The sequence below is a fragment of the Xenorhabdus budapestensis genome, from assembly GCF_017743015.1.
GTDB lineage: Bacteria > Pseudomonadota > Gammaproteobacteria > Enterobacterales > Enterobacteriaceae > Xenorhabdus > Xenorhabdus budapestensis.
This window is the reverse complement of record NZ_CP072455.1, coordinates 285,342-304,479: the sequence shown is the minus strand read 5'-3', so window position 1 is coordinate 304,479 and position 19,138 is coordinate 285,342. Positions and strand designations below refer to the sequence as shown.

Genomic DNA, 19,138 nt, shown 5'->3' with positions numbered 1-19,138 from the left:
TCTTTCTCATCTCTGAATAAATTATATTATCATAATTGACATCCCTTTCAGGACAAAGATAATTAATATCTATGTGATGGATTTTTTCATATTTTATCGTATAGCTGAAGTTACAGAAATAAAAAATAACATCCATATAATCTTTAATTATACACATATATCTGACAAAAATAGCTTTAAGCATTTCAACCCAAGTATAAAGATTAGCAATAACATATTCATTAGGATTTTTATCCTTTAATATTATAATCCCATCAACAATATCTCTTTTATCAATCTTTTTATGGACACTAATCTAATATTACTTTAGTCACAGAAATTTCATATCTGTCAAATAATTCCGCTGCCTTATTAGTATAAAGAGCAAGTTAATTACCTCCAGATTTCGGTTTAGCTCCTCTGTAATAATTCTTTTTTCAACGATAACGACTTCACCGGGCTGAAAGTCTGCGATCATCGTGAGTAGTTCAGGTCTGTCAGCCCTAGCTCCGGATGCTTTTTCCCAATAAATACCAGCAAAGTAGAATCTATTAGCGGTCACCATTTTTTCAATGGCCGCTTGGCGAGATAAATCCTGTTCAGAGGAACTTATTCGTTCATAAATTCGGGCAATTTTCATGGATCAATGGTCAAAATGAATATAGATAATTTTGACGCAAAACCAATGAGCACGCAGTAGTGTGCATAGTTATGCACGCGCTTAAAATCGCGTTATATGAGACTGTTATGTTAAATGCGGATGGTTACTTATTACAAAGCGAAGTGTTGCTTTATATGTAAACATTAGCCCATCGTCCATGTAGCACCGCCACATGCGGACGACTTTACAAAACGTTGGGTCAGAGCGATGTCCCTACATTAAAGTTTATACCCAATTCAGGTAAAAAAACCCTCACAATTAGCTAGTCGCATCTATTTGATTATACTATTGAATTTTTTCACTTAAACAGTTAATCTGACAACGCTAAACCATGAAAGCTATAGTAATATCATTCATATTTAAAATTACATACTCTATGGATTTCAAAATACAACTTGAAAGACAACGGGTATAAATATGAGAAAGAATAATAATTAATCAGGATGATTTTCAGAAGGTAGCATATGAATTGTTCAGTAGAAAAGTTGATTAATCCGCTAATAAAATTTTGGGAAATTAGTAATGAGCCATGGGGTGCGAAAGATCATACCTCAAAATTTATATATGCTAATAAAAAATATCATGAATTACTTTCCCTTCCTAAAGGGTATGATGTAGGGGGCCATTTTGATGGTGAACTTCCGGCATCTACTGCAAATTTTCAGGATGAATTTCAGAAACACGACAGAAAAGTTGAAACTTTATTAGATCGGGTCACCTCTATTGAAATTCATCCTTTTCAAAATCTCCCCTACCTTCAACCATGGTATTTCGATAAATATCCATTAATTGATGAAAATGGGACATGCAGAGGAACTATTTTCCATGGAAGACCGGTAGATACTATAACACTAGAAAAGCTAAGCAAAATAAATATGCAAACATCATTAGTTTTTACCCCCCCATCAGCGTTTTTTAGCAAAAGAGAATGGGAAATAGTGTTTTATATTCTGCAAGGTTTCTCCACTAAAGATATCGCTGAAAGACTATTTCTGTCCCACAGAACAATCGCCAATCACATCCAAAATGTTTATCAAAAAACAGGGGTAAAATGTAAGAAAGATTTAGTTGGATATTGTTATGAAAATAACATAGCTAACTATATCCCTGAAAGCTTTTTCAGGGAATCACAGTCTATCACTTTTGCAAAATAATTATTCACATATATCTGCAAAACATACCCTATCATGGGATAAATGGGACTCTGGGCATAAAAATATTAATTTTACATTTTCATAAGCGACAAGTTGATGTGCTGTATTTGGATAAATACAAAAAATACACCCCTGGGAAAATCGCTTTTTTTGGACATCATGAACCTCATTATCTACTACTTCACCTGTCCATATTTCTCCTTCACCAGAAAGTATTATATACCATTCATCTCCACTACTATGATTGTGGCACCCAACTCTCTTTCCTGCATTGATAAACGTAGCATAAGCGTTTAGCCCTTCTTTTTTTATAATCTGCCTGACAGAAATACCAACAGCATCATCTTTGATAGCATCTTCTGTAGAAAAACTAGCAAACTCTATCACAATTACATCCTTATATTTCGAATGAGTATTTTTTACTCTTTATTAAGCTAAGCGTTCAAATTTAACATCTATCCATATGTAAAAAAACAAATTTTTACAATTATAATAACGATATCTCATTAATTTTAAAATATTACCATTTTTACCTACACCAGGGAAAACGTGTTCATTTAAAATTAAAATCCTAGAGATGATCCACGATACTCAACGTTCTCTGTCCGCTCCGATACCGGGAATAGTCAGCAGATGGTCATAACCGGTTTGCTGATGGGAAAGTGCCACAATTTTGTTATCCATTTTAAAGGACAGTGGCTTAAAGAAGTCGGATTTGATATTGGCGGTACACTCACCGTAAAAATTATGGATGGCTGTTTGGTGCTCATTCCTGACAGCAACGACACCCGCAACATCCGGCAACAGTACCAGCGCCAGCAAGACCAGCTCAGCGAAATTAAGCTGCGAATGCGGGAACTGATTGGCGACTACAATAGCAACTAAGGGCAGGGACTGAGCCGCTCTTAAAAAAACAAGACCGGAAGATCACGGGGATCTTTCCGGCTTCTTATTATCTAATTGAGTAGATTTTTAAGCCATTTCTTAATTAGCTTTTTAACGTCTGATAAGTTTTTTTCAGAAAAAGAGCAAATGATAACCAACTCATTCTTTCCATTAGAGTCCACCCAGTACTGGATACTATCTAGCTCCTCTAACGGCTCTTGAATTATCTTTATAGATTTATCAGTTATCTTAGATTTTGCAGAAAAAATAGGGTTAGCATCCATAAATTTCAATCCATTATTATAAGACGTATTATAATAGGGGACTATCCATTCATCTCCGCTACCATTGATCATATTGAAGAAAAGGCTATTCCAATATTGTTCAAGCTCACAATAAATTTGCTCATCATTTAAATAATTTTCAAACATCATTTACAGTTCCTACCTAGTGATGTATCGGAATCAGAGACAAAAGCTTTCCCCGTAGTTACCTCAATATCAACACGTTCATGGGCAGTTCCCTTAACTAAAAAAGTTTTACTAACTTGAGCATCAACACCACCGCCTTTTTCCGCACTTTGAATAAATTTTCTTGCCTTATCAAATTCGGCTTTTCTCAGTGCCCTGTCTTTTTTGCTTAAGCTTGCTTCAAGATCATTAAGGCCAGCCAGTGCATCTTTTGCAGTTATAGGAGTATCCTGTGCCCAAGCAAAAGACTCTTCTAATTTACTCCCCTGAGCTTGAATTCTTCCTCTATGCTTCGATTGCAATCCTAGAGGGTCCACCCAATTTGCCGGATTATGCACATACCCATACGGATTCAAGCCGCCCAGCAGCCCGATGGGGTCTGGCGAAATATACTGCCCGGTCTCCGGAGAGTAATACCGGAACCGATTATAGTATAACCCCGACTCCTCGTCCTCAAATTGACCTAAAAACCGGATATTACAGTTGACATGATAATCCGGGTTATTGGAGGCAAACACCTGAAAACGTTCCGCTTTGCCCCACGTGGTCAGCCGCTGTGCCCAGACCAGTACCCCTTGCTCGTCTAACATCTCGCGCGGGGTGCCCTGATGGTCACTGACAACATAGTGCAGCTTGCCTTGCTCAAAGCGGGCCGACGGCGTGAGTGAACCGGGTTCGTAGAGCCAGCGGATACGCTGCTCTGCCGCAGGCCGGCCATCTGCATACAGTGGCGTTTCTTCGATAAGCTGGTCACCGCTCCACAGGTAATCCTGCCCGGCGATGGCATCCGCTCTTGGTGTCAAATCCGGTTTGCCATCCAGCCAGCGCCGGAGGTTGGCGGCGGCCAGTTTACCATCGTGCACTTTGAGCTTGCGGATACGCCGCCCGAACGCATCGTAGCGATAGTGCCAGCGCGAACCGTCCGGCGTTTCGCAGTGGGTGAGCTGGTTTTGCGTATCCCAGCGATAGCGCCAGATTTGCGGACGGAAGCCATCACGTTGTTCGGTTTTTTCTACCAAACGACCATTGTCATCATAGCGATAACGGATATTCCCTTGCTGTACGACGCGCCCAGCTTGCTGGCGTTGGCTGATTTGTGCCATTGCCCCCCGTGAATCGGTCGGCAGATGTTGGTTCAAGTTGCCATTAGCATCATAACTGAATTGCTCTTCATGCGGACGCGCACCCTCAAACAAGGTATGCAAGATTTGGTCGTTCGTATTATAACGATAACGGGTCTGTCCCCAGCGGCTGTCATCAATGACTCGGACATTATGGGCTCGGTCATACTGCCAGCTGCGATTGACGGCAGTCGCTTGTGGTGGGAAGTGCGGATCATTTTGTGCCAACGTTTCCCGAAACCATTTAGTTGCCTGTCCCGCAGACTGATGCGCCAGCAAGCCAGTTGCGGTATAGCGACTGGCAAGGATAAAGCCGTTAGCACTTTCGCGTACTGTTTCTCGTCCCAATGCATCATGCTGGAAGGCCAGCGGCGTATGCTGGTTAAACTGAAAGTGATTCAGAGCACCCGGCAGGTTATAGCCAAAGTGAAGGGTATTGCCATCGACATTTTCGCTGAGTGGGCGTCCTGTCAGGCTATCCCATTCACGGGTAATTTCTCGTCCGTTGATGCGTTCGCAGGTGGGCAGACCAGTGGTTTTGTCATACTCATATTCTACTACCGCATCGTCATTGATAGCCTTAATTAGCTGGTGACGGGTGTTGTATTCGTAAGTGGTGGTTGTCTTAAGAACCAGCAAGTTATCTTCTGGCTGCCAGCTTTCTTGTTTGACCAGTAATCCCGCGGCGGAGTAGTGCCAGCGTAACTGCTGATCATCCGGATATTGCGCCTGAATACGTCGCCCCAGTTTATCGTACTGATAATTGATGGTACGACCGGTAAAGTCAGTTTCCCGGATAATCTGACCAGCCGCATCCCGCTCATAGCGGTAGGTTTCACCGGTAGAAGCAGTAACAGTATTCAACCGGGTCAAACGGTCATAACCAAATTGCAGGATGGTGCCATCGGGCCGGGTGACTTGATTAAGCAGGTCAAAAGCCCCGTACTGATAACGGGTAGTGCGGCCTTCGCCATCGGTGACCGCGACCACACGCCGCTCGCTGTCATAGGTTAACTGTTGGGTGGCACCATCTGGCAGTTCGACTTCGGTCAGGCTGCCATTGAGGCTGGCATGAGCGTCACTGTAGCGGTAACGGGTTTGTTGTTTGAGGGCATCGGTGATTTGGCGCAAACGGCCCAGCTCATCCAGTTGCAGGCCGGTGGTCTGACCGTCTGGAGTCATAATGGCAGCCAGCCGTTGTTGTTCGTCATAGGCATAGTGCCACTGACGACCATCCGGTAACAGGCGCTGGCGTAATTCGCCATGGGAGCCGTATTGGTACTCTTCTTTGTGTCCCAGCGGGTTAGTCAGGGCAGTCAGGTTGCCTTGATCATCATAGTGAAATTGCCATCGTTCTCCGGTAGGGAGCACACTTTCTGTTAGCTGCCCGTGTTCGTCATAACCGTAATAAAAGGTATCGCCGGTCGGTAGTTTTACTTCGGTCAATGCACCGTCAGGATTGTAATCGAATGAGGTTATTCCCCCCTCTGCATCAGCTTCCCAGACAATTTGGCTATGGTGCCATTGGCGGCGGGTAATACGTCCTAATGGATCGACTTCACGCAGAACCAGCCCGTTGTTATCGTAATGGTATTGGGTTTCACCGCCTTCACCGTCTTGATAGGTGGTGATACGGGCGTTATCGTCATAGTGGAAGCGATCACACCAGTAACCACTGGAAGAGGTTGTGCTGAGTACTCGTCCTTGTTCATCATAAGTCAGGGTTAAATCGGTTTGGTCGGTATCGTGCCAGCGGATCATCCGCCCCTGAGCATCATATTCATGCCACAGGTGATTGTGCTGGAACGCTGCGCATTCATGCAGGTAGCCCTGTGGATCATAGTGACAGGTGACCAGCCGCTGTTGCTTTTTCTTTTCCAGATAATCCAGTGTCTGGAGCTGTTGCCCCTGATAACTTAAGATCAACCGGAAGCCATCTGTGCGCGTGACTTCAATCAGTTGCGACTGTTTATCGTAGACAAACTGGATCGTGTTTTGACGGCGATCGGTGATCGCGGATAATTTACGGATAGATCCGATGGCATGATTGAAGTGGTAGGTAAGCTGGGACTGGCGATCGGTCAGTTGTAGTTCACCCGTTAATTCCCCGGTTAATATGTAATGAGGAATATGCTGATTACGGGCGAGTACTTGATTATCAGGCGTGGTGAAATCGTAGATGACTCCGTCTGCGTCGGTAAAATTGACTGTTCCGTCAGTCAGTACCAACTGGCGTGACCAGTCATCTGCCCATTTAGGGCCAAATAGGCCGTTTAAGTTAGCAGTGGAGCGATAGGTACGGGTCAGGGTAATCGGCAATAATCCGGGAATAGCAATAACTGGCCAGACTTGCAGGAAGTCACCGGTGGCCATATCGACAGGTTCACCGTTTACGCTACAGGTGCCGTTACAACTGCCTTCTTTGTTAGTGGACTTGTTGTCAACGGGATCTTGTTCGGTATTTTTGGGTTTCACTTCCGGGGCATTTTGGGATTGGGCTTTTATTTTACCGCCAGCGGGAGGTTTGGCATTTTTAACCACTGCTTTCGCACCTTGTTTGGCTATCCCTCCCAACCCTGTTGCCCAACTGGCACCTTCAACGAACAATGCCCCACCTTGTTCTGCCTTATCCGTGATGTCGAACCGGATGGCATCCACATGGCTCAATTCGACAGCCTTATCAGCAGCTTTGTTTAATGTATTGGCAGCGGCAAGGGCGGTATCACCTATGGTATCAGCACCTACGAATTTCAATACGGTGCCGGTACTAGACATTAGTGAAGAAGGCATAATTGTCCCCGCTCTGATGGCTAATTCAGCTATATCAGGTACGGTATTCCAAGCCCCTTTTGCTGCACCTATGGCGGCCTTTCCCGGATTATCCCAGGCGGCATTCAACTTTTCTTTGGCTTCCTCTCCCCACTTTTGCACGTCTTCCTTGGTCTCATCCCACCATTCTCCCGCCTTGTCCAAAAATCCTTTTTCTTGTTCAGTTTCCGGTGTAACGGCCGCATTCGCTTCATGTGGCGGATTTGCCCCCTGTGGTGCCTGCCCGACGATTTGACCTATCGTATTGCCCTCACCGGTTGGACTGTCATCTCGTGGTTTTTGAGGCAACGCTGTATTAGGCTTGGGATGACCGTCTTCTTCTTTCTCCTCTTCCCATTCTTTCTTTGGAAATTCACCACTTTTGAATTTTTCAACGGTATCTTGAGCCGTTTTCTTAAAAGCCTTAGCTTCGAAGTCAGCGTCTAACTGATTATAGCTAACGTCTAATTCCGGGTCGTCTCCGTAATCGCCGTAAAAGCGAGAGCTTTGCCGATATAACGTATCAGCATTGCTTAGTGCTTTCTCCGCCTCAGCCTGTGTGCGAATGTTAAATTCTTTACAATATTCTTCGGCTCTAACATCGTCACTCTTCGGTGTGACGAGCATCTTATCTGACATGGTTCCCTCCTTATGACCCATTCATCCAAAACTTATCCCCGTGGCGCAGCACCAGCTTATTGCCGGCCCGCACGGTGCGGGTGTGATCTTTCGGGTGGCATTTGCCGCCTACCGTGCCACTTTTGACGCCATTCGCCACTCCCGGCTGGTCACCGAGGGTAGTGGGGACAAAACTGCGGGCAAACACCACTACGGGTTTGCCATTGGCGCGCACGGATTTCACTGGCGAGGAGCTGTCCGCCAGTTTTGCTACCACCGGATAGGGGATGGGCGGTGTAGAAGGACCCATCGGGGTTTTGCACACGTCCGGCAGCATGCCGATAATCATCCAAGTACCAGCAGTTCGGGCGATGTAGTTATCAGCCATCCGTTTTCTCCTCTTCCAGTGGAGCCAGTTTGAGCAAAGGGGCATCCGGGTTGATTTCAAACCGAGCTTCGGCTACCCGTATGGGCAGTGATGCTTTGAAGCTCAGACGGCAGGTCATATGCAGCGTCCTTGCTTCACTGTCGATAATAAAAGTGTCAGGACGCATCGGAACGGGTAGCAGCATGCCGTTGTGCATCCGCAGCAGGATAAACGGGCGGTGCCCCGGCAGGCTGATGTGCAGATTGCCGTTGGGTGTCAGGCCGCTTAGGGTGATGGAAATATCAGTTTTAGGCCAGTCAATTTGTTGGTCAGCCGGTGCTCCGTTCCAATAACCGAAGTCAAAATCTTTCGGCAGATAGGGATGGCGATGCTCCAGCCATTCAGCATCGTAAGTGCCGGCAAGCTGACGGCGGGGCAACCACGGACGACCGATAAAACCCATGCCCTGCGGCTGGCAGGCTGGAGTATCAGGCAGGAACGTTCCATCCAGTTGAGCCGTAAAATGCTGAGCGGTGAACGGGGCATCCGGCTGGGTAATGCGCGGTGCCGGGTAGTGGGTAAGTTGTTTGGCGTTGGCGTACCACGATGTGATAAACCCTGTTCCCAGCGGATTGGTTTCACAAACGGCATGAGCAACAGGCGCATTTTCCCCGTCTGGATGCTGCTGACGCAGTTCCGGTGTCAGCCGATCATTTTCCTTGAGGTGTTCGCTCGCTTTATCATCTGCCTGAATTTTGCACTCGCCACCAAAGGCGTAGCGATAATCCAACGGCAGTGTCGTAAAGGGTTTCGGTGCAGTCAGTTGCCAGTTGCCGCTGCTGTCACGGATAAACTCCCGTTCACCGATCACGGTCAGCGTTTTGTCGAGCAGGGTCTGGCCCTGTTTGCTCTTTACCTGCAGCCGTACAGGAAATTCGGTACAGGGTCGGTTATCCGGCGCATAAGCCGTGCCGTTGACAATCACGTCACAGCGTGGTTTAAACGGGGCAAGATCACTCTCCTGCAACACCTGTGAGGCATTCATCTGTCCACGGTATTCATCCTGTAAACACAGGAGCGGCGCGGGCAGTAATTCAGCACTGTATTCCCCCTGTCCGACAGGCAATAGCTGGTAGCCGATTTTCATGACCGCCACGTGGTGCTCCACATCCTCAACATCCAGCATTGAATAGTTCATCACCGCAAAGGGGGTCAGGTTACGAAATTCCATCTCAGTCTGTCCTTCTTAGTTCAGGTCGATGTCTTTACCTGTGATTTGCACTGGGCCACTGGCTTCAAACTTGAGCTCACTGCCCTGAAGGGTGATACGTCCGGCACTGTCCATACGCAGAACGCTTTTACCGCATTTCAGCTCAATCACATCGCCGGCCTGGACGGACAGTGTATTGCCGACAATAACGGATTTGTGAAGCCCCACCTGTTCAGTCTGGCTGGCGGTGACTGTGGTATTCATGCTGGAGCCGACAGTCAGTGTGTAGATCATCCCGATCGTTTCGGTACTGGTGAGTTTCACCATCTCGTTTTTGTGGGCATTGACTTTGATTGTCTGATCTTTCTCCACGGTTTCCGTGTGATTTGCCAACACATAGGTATCACGATTATTGAGTACCTTGGTGTTCATGTCCTTCTGGGCATGGATAAACACCTCTTCACTGCCTTTGGCATCCTCAAAACGCAATTCGTTGAATCCTTCTCCCTTATGGGTATGAGTTTTGAAGGTGGTGCGGGTTTTTTCCGCCGGTAAATCCAACGGCGGACGATTGCGGCCGTTGTAGTTACAGCCTGTCACGATGGGGCGGTCAATATCGCCGTTCAGGTAGGAAACAATTACTTCCTGTCCGATGCGGGGGATCGCCATAAAACCGAAGTTGTTGCCATTCCAGCCCTGTGCTACCCGCACCCAGCAGGAAGAGCCATCCCCCGGCTCGTCATAGCGGTTCCAGTGGAAGTGCACCTTAATTGCGCCGTGTTCATTGACAAAAATCTCTTCGCCTTCAGGGCCGACAACGGTCGCCAGTTCATCACCGTCTGCCATTGGTTTGTAGCGGTATGGTGGCCGCCAGTTATCCCGGCCAGGAATAAAGGTCATATTGCTGATGAGTGTCGTACCTTCACCGCCGGTATTGTCTGCCTGCGGCTGACTGCCATGGTGAGAGATGTTCACTACCTGCCAGCGGTCATTCATCACAGCGATGGGGTGAGCCTTTAGGGTGAAGATTTTGCCGGGGCGTAACTGGATACAGTTACTGCTGGCAGAGCCAAGTTTGCTTTCGCTGTTGAGCTGGTTCAAGCGGGTGTCTCCCAGTGGTTGGCCTTCTTTACTCCACGGAAAACGGCCATAGCTTTCAAAGACGGAATGCCCGGCACCGTTGGGCAACGTGGATTTGGGCTGCAAGGGTTGGGAAGGGCGCAGGTAGTTGTAATCTTTGTGGATATATTCATCCGGGCAGAGAAATTCGCCGTACTGCCATTGCCAGACGGAGGTATCGTTGTCATCGGTATTGGGCTGCGCATTGTAGATCAGGTTCAGGCCAGCGGTCATCCCGAGATGGGAGTCACTGTAAAACAGCTGATCTTCCTCAAACCAGAAAGTAATTCCTTCCTCCGCAGCCAGCCGGCACCAGAAATCATAGGCTGATTCACGCTTTTGGGTAGTGTATTCGCGTACCGGATGGTGGTCAGCATCGTCATATAATTTATGGCCGGATTTTACGCGATGCTCTTTCAGTAATTTCTTGAGAATGTCCGGCACAGACATCCGCTGAAACAGTCGGCTGTCCTGATTAAGCGTCATGCGCCACATTTCTGGACGGATGACAAAGTTGTAGTAAGTCCGATGTCCGTCGGTATTACCCTGTGACGCGCCGGCGATAATGCCCTTCACAGTACGCTCAATTTTACCGTTGCGCAGTATGGTCAGGGCGGCATAGGCGCCAAGTAAGTTGCCGAGTATTACGTTGTTCGCTGGACTGACTACGTTCAGAGTCAGGTGATAAAGCTGCGACAGGCCTTCCTGTAAACTGAAATTCACTACCTGAAACGTGGTTTGCGGGAGTGAGCCTATCTGGCAGGTAAATACTAATCCATCCATTATTGCATTTCCTTACATGATGGGACGATAGCCCTGTAGTGGGCTGGGGGACAAACACCAGATGGTGCCGGATGGTATACCGGTGACAGTCATCCGTAGGCGCATGTCCTGTGAAAGACAAAACGGTAAAAACTGGTATAGCGCGTTGGCAAACCGGAACTGCTCACCGGCACTTTCAAAGGCGGTTTCATCCAGTGTCAGTTCGATATGCAGGCAGCGGTAGGGCTGACCACGGAATATCCGGTCACCGGGAGTAGATTGGATCGCCAGCATAGCCGCAGTCATCCGCTGAATATCACGGTGGGCGGGACGATTCAGGTCAGGGTAAAAATCGTAATCCTGTAACAGCTGTTGCAGTGCTTCCACTGAATGCAGCCAGAACGGGCTGGCGGAATAATGGGACAGCAATGCCCAGTGGCGACGGCTGTCCGTCACTGGCGGATAACCGGAGGCAATGGAAGTGAGGTTTTTGACCTGCAAGCCATCAGGAATACGCTCATCAGCATGGCAGATTGCTCCTGTAGGCTGCGTAGACAGGGCGACATCAAAGGCGACAAAATGACAGGTAAATTCCCGTTCCGGTGGTGAGGTCATCAACCGGGCGTGGCTGTCATAGAATACCAGAGCATATTCCAGCCTGCCCAACGCATCACGGGTCACATCCAGTGCATAGAACCAGTTCTCTTTCCCTGTATCACGGGCAAAGTGGTTGAGCTGGCTGATGGGTAAAAAAGAGCAATGCTGGCCCCGTTCTGTTTCCGGTTCATCTTTCAGAGCCAAATCGGTGACGTGCAATATCGCTTGTCCGACAGGCAATGGTAGTGGATAACGGGCGGTATCCGGAATAAACGGTAATGTCACCTGAGCTTTGCGTTCCAGATTCACTATTGGCACACAATGAAGCTGAAAGGCTGTCGCTAGCTGATTTTCAGACAGTGGTAATACATCATCAAAGATCAGCGTAATACTGAATTCTTTACTCTCGGTCATGGACAAACGGCTGCACATCACCGTCGGCAAAGCTAAGGTCAGAAAATGGTGCACGTGTGGCAGGTAAAGAGATTCCATCAGCATCTGGGGTGCCCAGTTACCTGCGACGGCAATCGGCGGAGACAGTACCAGTCGTTCAGTACCGGATTGAGGTGCAAATCTCATCGGCTCTGCTGGCCAGATCTGCCCGTTATGATGTAGTTCGGCGATGCGGAAATTGTGGCACAGGGCGAGCATCAGAGTATCAGCCACTTCAGTATCGGGGCTGAGAAACAGGCTTAAGGGGCGGATAGGCCAATAGTCTTCTTTGCCTGTGTACTGGAATTTAAGGATCAGGTGGGTGGTTTCCACCTGATGGGTAAGCTGTCGGGATATCAGTACCAACGGCTCAATAGCACAGTTCCGGCTGGTGAGAAATGGCACTCCACTGTCGGTGGTCACTTCGGTGCCACGTGGCAGGGTACAGGCAAAATCAAACTCTGTACCGCCGTCGAACTGTACTACGCTGGTGGCCGGAATGCCTTTTACACTTTGCGCCTGTAACCGCTGCAACAGGGGCAAGGTAATTTCAGGGAACGCATCATCAATTTTTTGGCGCGTCCGGGCATTCAGGACAGAAAAGCCTTCATTCAGCCGTTCAATATCGGGATCATGGTTACTGAGGCTGTCAGCCAGATGCGGTTTATCTCTTGCAGTGAGTTGTTCAAGCTGGTGCAGGTAATCCCGTTCCTGCTGAAAATAAGATTCAAATAAATTCAAAACCACCTCTTATAAAGATTAATTTGTTAATTAATAGAATGATATCTTGTATGTTTTATTTTCTATCATTCGAAAAAAGGCTATTTGCTAGATTAATATCCATGTTATTTCGCGATAGTATTTTATTTTAAATAATTTATTTTGTTTATTTATCATTAATGTTCTTATTATATTTTATAAAATAATAACCATTCTTATTAGTTTTTTGTTAATTTTTAAAAAAATAAAAGGGCGCTATATTCGCCCTAATCGTTTATTTCATTTTTTAAATATATGTCACTTCTTCGCAGCAGCCCGTACTTCCGTCACGCTCTTGCCACCAATTCCCCAGTTATCCGTTTCCACTTCATCAATAATGACAAATGTTGTTGCCGGATTCTTGCCAAGTACATCCACCAGCAACTGGGTTGCACCTTCAATCAGTTGCTTCTTCTGTTCAGCGGTTGCCCCTTCGCGGGTGATTTTGATGTTCACAAATGGCATAAATGGTTCCTTTTTTGATTTGTTATGAAATGCTTCTGATGAAGCGGTCTCGTTTTGTTACTCTTTTTTCTCTGTTGTGGCGATCCAGGCAGCGCAAAATAGGGTCAGTCGGGCAAAGAAATAGAAAAATGCCATCAGGCCAATTACTGAGCCAAAGGCTGCGCCAGAAGGTGAACTGGCAAGGCGTGGCAGCATCATGGTCATAATCGATTTAATGATCTCAAATCCAATGGCGGCCATTAATGTTCCCTGAAACAGGGCTTTTCGCTCAGGCCGATGACGAGGTAAGATCCACAATATCCATAGAAATAACAAATAATTGGCGGAAATGGAAATCGTCATGCCAATGGATGTCCATACGGGGCGCAGCCATTCGATACCTTCTAAGCCAAGGGCATGGACGATAGTTGCCTGAGCAGAGCCAGCGATGGAGTTCAGGGAAAGTGTTATCACTAATGCGAATAGCAGGCCAAATAGAGAGAAAACATCCCGGATATATTGAGAGTAGATTTTTTCTTTGTCTTCGTGAGTACGCTCCCAGACATTACGGGATTGGGCGAGGATCGCTTCCCGCAGGTTGCCGACCCAGTTCACGCCTGAGTAGAGCGCGATCGCCAAACCTGTCAATCCAACTGTTGTTCTCTGCTTTATGGCAGTATCAACACTGTTTTTCAATGTATTTGCCAGAGTTGGATCACTGATGCTATTGGCGATACCGTTGATGAGTTTTGCCAGCAAATCAGGATTGGAAGCCAGCACAAAACCTGCGATAGCAAAAGAGAGCATCAGTATTGGGATCAGTGACAGAAAGGAGAAATAGGTAATAGCTGCACCAAACTGACTGCCCATTCGATCATTGAAACGTTGAGCTGCCCGGATCAGATGGGCAATAAATGGTATATGGCGGATATAATTGCCGATGCGGATCGGCACCGAAAACGCTTTCTTGCTGCCATCTAATCCTTTCTGTAATGGTGTGTTGGTTGTTCCTTTGCTGGAATGTTTCCTTTTTTCAAAATCATTTGACATTACGTCCCCTTGGCTTTGCCTGATATGACTATAATGTAGCCCATTATAGCCGTCGTCTTCCAAGTTGCAGCTTTGATCAGTTTACTTATCCCAATCCTACTGCCAGAGAGGGTGGGGGTGAGGATAAGTGGTTGGCCGAATATGGGAAAAGTACGGTAGCTATGTTACCGGCTACCGTATTATGTATTATGTGCGATGTGAGTGAATTAAAGAGAGGTCAATTAATCCAACGGGTGACCCTTGATCCAACTATGTGTAGCGGGTATTTCTGTATTGTGACTCTCATTTTTCACGAAAGGAATTTTGCCGGAGAAGATATTTTTCTGAGCTTCGTTAGCAAGACCTGTGATGGAATCCGGCAGGTTAACTCCCATATTTTTACCTCTATCGTAGCCTGTTACAGATTGATGCCCGATTTGTTGGGTATTGACGGATACCGGCCCCTGTGTGCTGTCAATCCGGCTGCCGATTAAGTGGGTTTTACCAGCGACATCCAGATTAACTCCGTTAGTACCGTTGATGGTTGATTGCTCACCAATGGTTTCCTGATCGAGAGTATCGTAATTACTCTTGAGCTTCCCACTATACCCTTTGAAGGCCTCGGTCAGGCGATCAGTCAGACTTGGGGGTTCCTTATTGGCTTTTTCATCGTTGGTTACCGCTGTTTCAGGTGAGCTTTCGGGTGAGTTGCTGTCAACAACCGGTAGGGTCGTTTTATGGGAATTATCTCCTTTGACGGTTTTGCTATACCCTAATCCTGCATCCAGACCGATATTCAGGCTATCAGTTCTATTTTTTAGGCTTTCAACATTAAGGTTGCCACCGATATTTCCCGTCACTTGATCTGCGGCGATATTAGTTCCCTTGAGGGATGTATCCCGGGCACTGGTCAATACAACATTATCCCCAGAAACCTGACTGTTTTGGTGAGTGACTTTGTTCAGGTGATCGACACCGAATTTAACTTCACCACTAATATTGTATTTGTTGTCGATGATGCTGTTATTTGTTTCTCCATTATCTCCGGTATTATCACTGCCTTCATTATTACGAGCTTTACTGGATACACCACCTTTACCTTTAACGTCAAAGTGCCAGCCATTATTGTTAGTTGTATCCTGAGCAGCAGCCAGTTCAATTCCACCACGTTGTGCAGTCAAATCTACTTGTTTACCAGAGACATTCGCACCTTGTAGTGTCAGATTATTGCCCGCATTCAGATTGATACCTTGCCCACCGGTGATAGTACTAGTCTGGGCTGTGGTACTGTTCTGTTGGCTGGTGTTATAGCCTACCCCTGCACTGCCACTGAAGTTTTTACCATCTGGATTAGTGCCCCCAGTTAGGGAAAGTTCTCCACTATAGCCGTAATTGTTCTGTTCTCTGCGATTGGTAGCCTGATTGAACTGAATATTTCCGCCAGAACTAACGTTTGTCCCGCCATTGCCCGCATTCATGGATGTTCCCTGATAACGTGCATCTCTGGTCACCTGAACATGAATACCATTTTGGGCATTGATATTGCTGGTAACGGCATTGTTATTGCTGGTGGATTCTGCCTGATAGCTGCCGTTACCTTTGCCATTGACAGAAAGGTCACTGCCTGTGCTGGTGTAAATGCGCAGACGGGCATCGCCAACAGTATTAGAAGAATTGCTGTTCTGACGATTGTAGGCTGCTTCACTGGTATGGCTGCCAGCAGTCAGTGACATGCCGCCTTTGTTCGCCTGATACTGGGTGCCTTGATCGTAAACATCTCCATTGGTAGTTACTTTGATATCATCGGCTTTAACAGTAGTCACTACAGCATTTGATTGATAAGTATTGGTGTTATTACTTTTGCCGTTCATGGCAAGCTCAAGACCCGCATTTGGCAATCCGGTTTTTGAGATCGCGGTATCCAATTTCCCGTCGGTTGCGGCTTTGGCCGTTTTTTCCACCGGACGGGACGTTGCACTGTAATCGGCTGAACCACTGATTTCACCACCTACCTGTAATTGGCTTGTGGAATTTGATTCTGTATTGGCAGTCGCAACATTTTTAATACTGCCCGCATTAGCCTGATAAGTTCCTTGTACCTGATATTGAGTGCCTTGTTGTTTCAGTTCTCCCATTGCGTTCAGTTCAAGGTTGCCATTGATCTGAGTATTTGACACTACCGCAGTGGTACGGTTCTGGGAATGAACATTATTGGAATAACCACCCTCAGCTCCACCTCCGATCCTATCCATGCCACCAGTAGCGAATACACCGCCACGGACTTTGGCCTGTGAATTCTCGGTTGTTGTATGATCTTCCGCTGCCAGCAGAGCGATGTTATCACCCGTAATTTTGACGTCACCCTGTGTTGTTACCAGTTTTGCGCCTGTAAGGGTGACATTTTTTCCTGAGTTTATGGAAAGGTGGCTACCGTGCAACTCCGCCTGATGCTGTGCGGTGGAGTGGGTTTTCTGACTATCGACGGTATGTTCAAAACCGACACCAGCACGGTATTGCTTATCTTTCGTCTCATTAGTGTAATAGTGCCAGTCAAGATTGGTTTTTTCCTGCTGATACTTATTTTGTGCATCAACGGCAAGTACATTGATTTTGCCTGATGTATTCAGATTCAGCTCTCCTGCGCTTTTCGCCAGACTGCCAATGACATTGATATCTTTGTTACTGAGTAATTTCAGGTCAGCATCAGAAATTAACTGGCTACCGGAGCTAGTTTGCTGGTTTGTTTGTTCCTGATTGGAATTTTTGGTGATATTAAAGATTGTGCCCTTTCTCTCATCAACTTTTTTATAGGCATGACTAACAGCATTATCGATGACTAACTGCCCATCATTAGCTTCAACATACGCTCCTTGTTGCGCTTTTACCTTACTGCCGGTAATGGTGACACCATTTATTCCAGTCAGCAGTAAATGCCCATCTGCCTTGATGTCAGAGGCATGGTGTGTTTCCACTTTATCCTGGTTGTCTTTATTGCTGCCACCTGCAATGCCACCCCAATAGTGTTTATTTTTCTCAATGAGGTGATCATTGACGAGGGATTGCGTAGAGACTTTTACCTGTTGCCCTGCTGAAACAATCAGGTTTTTGCCTGAATGTACCTGAGAGCCAATAATTTCAGCATTAGCTCCTGCGTTGATCCCGAGATCTCCCCCTGCGTTCAACTCACTGTTGACACTGCGCTGAGCAGTATTGGCCTTTGTCCAGTTACCAGTTTGCAGTGCCAGGGAATGATTCTTTTTATAGCCTGTTTCAATGGTCATTTCTGATTCCACTAAACCAGCCAGTTTTACATCTTGTTTAGCGGATATGGAAAGCTGGTTTCCGGCGGTAATTTTACTGCCAAGTATTTCGGCACGGCCTTCACTTGCGGTCAGATGAACATTTTCCCGCGCTTTGAGGGAATTTCCTTCATATTGGTACTTTTCACTCTCAATAGTGACATCATTCTGCCAGGATAATCGCCATTTATTGTTGATATTACGGTCAAGCTGGTGAAGTTGCTGACCATCCAGCTTCAGATTGGCGCCGGTTAGTTTGATATTATCCCCTGCAATATCGGTTGCCATCACCTGATTATTCTGGTGGGCGATTAGTGTGATGTTCTTACCGGTAAGTTGAGTGCGGGCAATGGATTCGTTAATTTGCTTTTGCGAGGTATGGACGCCGCTAAAACGGCTTTCATAATTATCATCGCCTGTTTCATGTGATGAAGTCCGGTTAAGGCGACCTTGAAACCGCAGATTTTTGCCCTGTAATGTAATATCTCCGCCTTGCAGGTTAGCGGCCTCCAATTTCACATCACCGTGGGAGGTAAGGTAAATACCATCATCGGCAGTCATCTTACCTTGCAGATTGACTCCGCTTCCTTCTGCAGTATTCAACAGACGAATACGTCCCGCTTGCATACTACCGAGGTAGTAACTATCAAGTGCGCCCATGTCTGATTGCTGTGATGCCAGGATCTGGCCATCCGCTGTAATCTGATTATTTCCCATTGTGATATTGAGCGTTTTTGGGATGATGACTTTGCCGTTGATATCAACTCTGGGGGCGATAAGGTTCAGAACATCATTGTGGGACAAGCCATTGTTTCTGATATTTAAGGCATTTTGGTTATCGAAGTTCTTGAATCCTTGCAGGATACCATTTTCAACTAACGGGTTACCGACAACCAGAGATGCCTGATTCGTGTTGATAAAGCCACAGCCGTTGCAGGTGATGCCGTTGGGGTTTGCCAGCACATAATCGGCGGCCATGCCGAAGATCTCTTGTTTACCGAGTAAGAATGAAGGGTTGCGACTGACTACTTCATTCAGAATGATACTGGCTGCCTGCCCATTCAAATTACTGTTAGCTGATAACTGCCCGGCCAGTTCGGATTGATCACTAACCAATGAATTATTTAATACAGCCCCCATTTGGTTGACGTTAAAATCCTGATACTGGTTATGGGATAAACCCGAATCGGAAGGGGCTACGATATTAACGACTGTAGCGCCTGTTACTGCAATGGTGACATCCGGGCGATGAGCTGCATCACCACCGGGCGTAATGACGTTGGCAAAACTGGTTGAACAAGTTGTCAGAATAATTGCCATTGATGCAGCAAGTTTCCCCGTAGGAGATAATCTGAACTTTTTTCTCTTCATATTATTACCTCTGTTTACTTTCTTTCTTGTGAGTGTGCAGCTACCTTGGGAGA

At 46.6% G+C, this 19,138-nt stretch carries 12 protein-coding genes and 1 pseudogene; 2 read left to right on the top strand and 11 right to left on the bottom strand.

What is annotated here, in order from left to right:
* Positions 1 to 412 precede the first annotated feature (412 nt).
* Positions 413 to 619 (bottom strand): annotated as a pseudogene (locus HGO23_RS01210) (recombinase family protein); the annotation flags it as partial.
* Positions 620 to 1,104: 485 nt separating this feature from the next.
* On the opposite strand from HGO23_RS01210, the gene HGO23_RS01205 reads away from it, so the two are divergent.
* Positions 1,105 to 1,794: a helix-turn-helix transcriptional regulator gene (locus HGO23_RS01205; RefSeq protein ID WP_209027667.1), complete on the top strand. Its 690-nt coding sequence runs from the start codon at positions 1,105 to 1,107 to the stop codon at positions 1,792 to 1,794.
* Here the strand turns inward: HGO23_RS01205 and HGO23_RS01200 are convergent, their stop codons facing one another.
* The gene (locus HGO23_RS01200) at positions 1,795 to 2,181 is read right to left on the bottom strand and encodes a cupin domain-containing protein (protein ID WP_099134918.1); all 387 of its coding nucleotides are present in this window, start codon (positions 2,179 to 2,181) and stop codon (positions 1,795 to 1,797) included.
* Between the two features lie 246 nt (positions 2,182 to 2,427).
* On the opposite strand from HGO23_RS01200, the gene HGO23_RS01195 reads away from it, so the two are divergent.
* Positions 2,428 to 2,679, top strand: coding sequence for a SymE family type I addiction module toxin (locus HGO23_RS01195; protein WP_209027665.1), 252 nt, complete (start codon positions 2,428 to 2,430; stop codon positions 2,677 to 2,679).
* A 71-nt stretch (positions 2,680 to 2,750) separates the two neighbouring features.
* On the opposite strand, the gene HGO23_RS01190 is transcribed toward HGO23_RS01195, so the two are convergent.
* The 9 genes from HGO23_RS01190 to HGO23_RS01150 all read right to left on the bottom strand — a co-directional run bounded on the left by HGO23_RS01190 (position 2,751) and on the right by HGO23_RS01150 (position 19,085).
* Positions 2,751 to 3,113, bottom strand: coding sequence for a hypothetical protein (locus HGO23_RS01190; protein ID WP_244967860.1), 363 nt, complete (start codon positions 3,111 to 3,113; stop codon positions 2,751 to 2,753).
* Positions 3,110 to 7,717 carry an RHS repeat-associated core domain-containing protein gene (locus HGO23_RS01185; RefSeq protein ID WP_244967859.1) on the bottom strand — a complete coding sequence of 1,536 codons (4,608 nt, stop codon included), beginning with the start codon at positions 7,715 to 7,717 and terminating at the stop codon, positions 3,110 to 3,112. Before HGO23_RS01185 ends, HGO23_RS01190 begins: the two co-directional genes overlap by 4 nt.
* A 10-nt stretch (positions 7,718 to 7,727) precedes the next feature.
* Positions 7,728 to 8,084 (bottom strand): DUF4150 domain-containing protein, encoded by a 357-nt coding sequence (locus HGO23_RS01180; protein WP_099135335.1) that lies wholly within the window; start codon positions 8,082 to 8,084, stop codon positions 7,728 to 7,730.
* Positions 8,077 to 9,294: a DUF2169 family type VI secretion system accessory protein gene (locus HGO23_RS01175; RefSeq protein WP_209027663.1), complete on the bottom strand. Its 1,218-nt coding sequence runs from the start codon at positions 9,292 to 9,294 to the stop codon at positions 8,077 to 8,079. Before HGO23_RS01175 ends, HGO23_RS01180 begins: the two co-directional genes overlap by 8 nt.
* Positions 9,295 to 9,309: 15 nt before the next feature.
* Positions 9,310 to 11,175 (bottom strand): type VI secretion system Vgr family protein, encoded by a 1,866-nt coding sequence (locus HGO23_RS01170; RefSeq protein WP_099135337.1) that lies wholly within the window; start codon positions 11,173 to 11,175, stop codon positions 9,310 to 9,312.
* Between the two features lie 12 nt (positions 11,176 to 11,187).
* Positions 11,188 to 12,924, bottom strand: a complete 1,737-nt coding sequence (locus HGO23_RS01165; RefSeq protein ID WP_209027661.1) for a type VI secretion system baseplate subunit TssF — start codon at positions 12,922 to 12,924, stop codon at positions 11,188 to 11,190.
* A gap of 276 nt (positions 12,925 to 13,200) precedes the next feature.
* Positions 13,201 to 13,407, bottom strand: a complete 207-nt coding sequence (locus HGO23_RS01160; protein ID WP_099135339.1) for a 2-hydroxymuconate tautomerase family protein — start codon at positions 13,405 to 13,407, stop codon at positions 13,201 to 13,203.
* A gap of 57 nt (positions 13,408 to 13,464) precedes the next feature.
* Complete coding sequence (yhjD, locus tag HGO23_RS01155; protein ID WP_209027659.1) at positions 13,465 to 14,436, bottom strand: inner membrane protein YhjD; 972 nt, start codon at positions 14,434 to 14,436, stop codon at positions 13,465 to 13,467.
* Between the two features lie 221 nt (positions 14,437 to 14,657).
* Complete coding sequence (locus tag HGO23_RS01150) at positions 14,658 to 19,085, bottom strand: hemagglutinin repeat-containing protein (RefSeq protein WP_209027657.1); 4,428 nt, start codon at positions 19,083 to 19,085, stop codon at positions 14,658 to 14,660.
* Positions 19,086 to 19,138 lie beyond the last annotated feature (53 nt).

What these genes read in the sequence shown, in the direction of transcription:
- HGO23_RS01185 (WP_244967859.1), bottom strand. Translation starts at nt 7,717, where the DNA reads ATGTCAGATAAGATGCTCGTCACACCGAAGAGTGACGATGTTAGAGCC.
- HGO23_RS01190 (WP_244967860.1), bottom strand. Translation starts at nt 3,113, where the DNA reads ATGATGTTTGAAAATTATTTAAATGATGAGCAAATTTATTGTGAGCTT.
- HGO23_RS01180 (WP_099135335.1), bottom strand. Translation starts at nt 8,084, where the DNA reads ATGGCTGATAACTACATCGCCCGAACTGCTGGTACTTGGATGATTATC.
- HGO23_RS01170 (WP_099135337.1), bottom strand. Translation starts at nt 11,175, where the DNA reads ATGGATGGATTAGTATTTACCTGCCAGATAGGCTCACTCCCGCAAACC.
- HGO23_RS01160 (WP_099135339.1), bottom strand. Translation starts at nt 13,407, where the DNA reads ATGCCATTTGTGAACATCAAAATCACCCGCGAAGGGGCAACCGCTGAA.
- HGO23_RS01175 (WP_209027663.1), bottom strand. Translation starts at nt 9,294, where the DNA reads ATGGAATTTCGTAACCTGACCCCCTTTGCGGTGATGAACTATTCAATG.
- HGO23_RS01205 (WP_209027667.1), top strand. Translation starts at nt 1,105, where the DNA reads ATGAATTGTTCAGTAGAAAAGTTGATTAATCCGCTAATAAAATTTTGG.
- HGO23_RS01150 (WP_209027657.1), bottom strand. Translation starts at nt 19,085, where the DNA reads ATGAAGAGAAAAAAGTTCAGATTATCTCCTACGGGGAAACTTGCTGCA.
- yhjD (WP_209027659.1), bottom strand. Translation starts at nt 14,436, where the DNA reads ATGTCAAATGATTTTGAAAAAAGGAAACATTCCAGCAAAGGAACAACC.
- HGO23_RS01195 (WP_209027665.1), top strand. Translation starts at nt 2,428, where the DNA reads ATGGTCATAACCGGTTTGCTGATGGGAAAGTGCCACAATTTTGTTATC.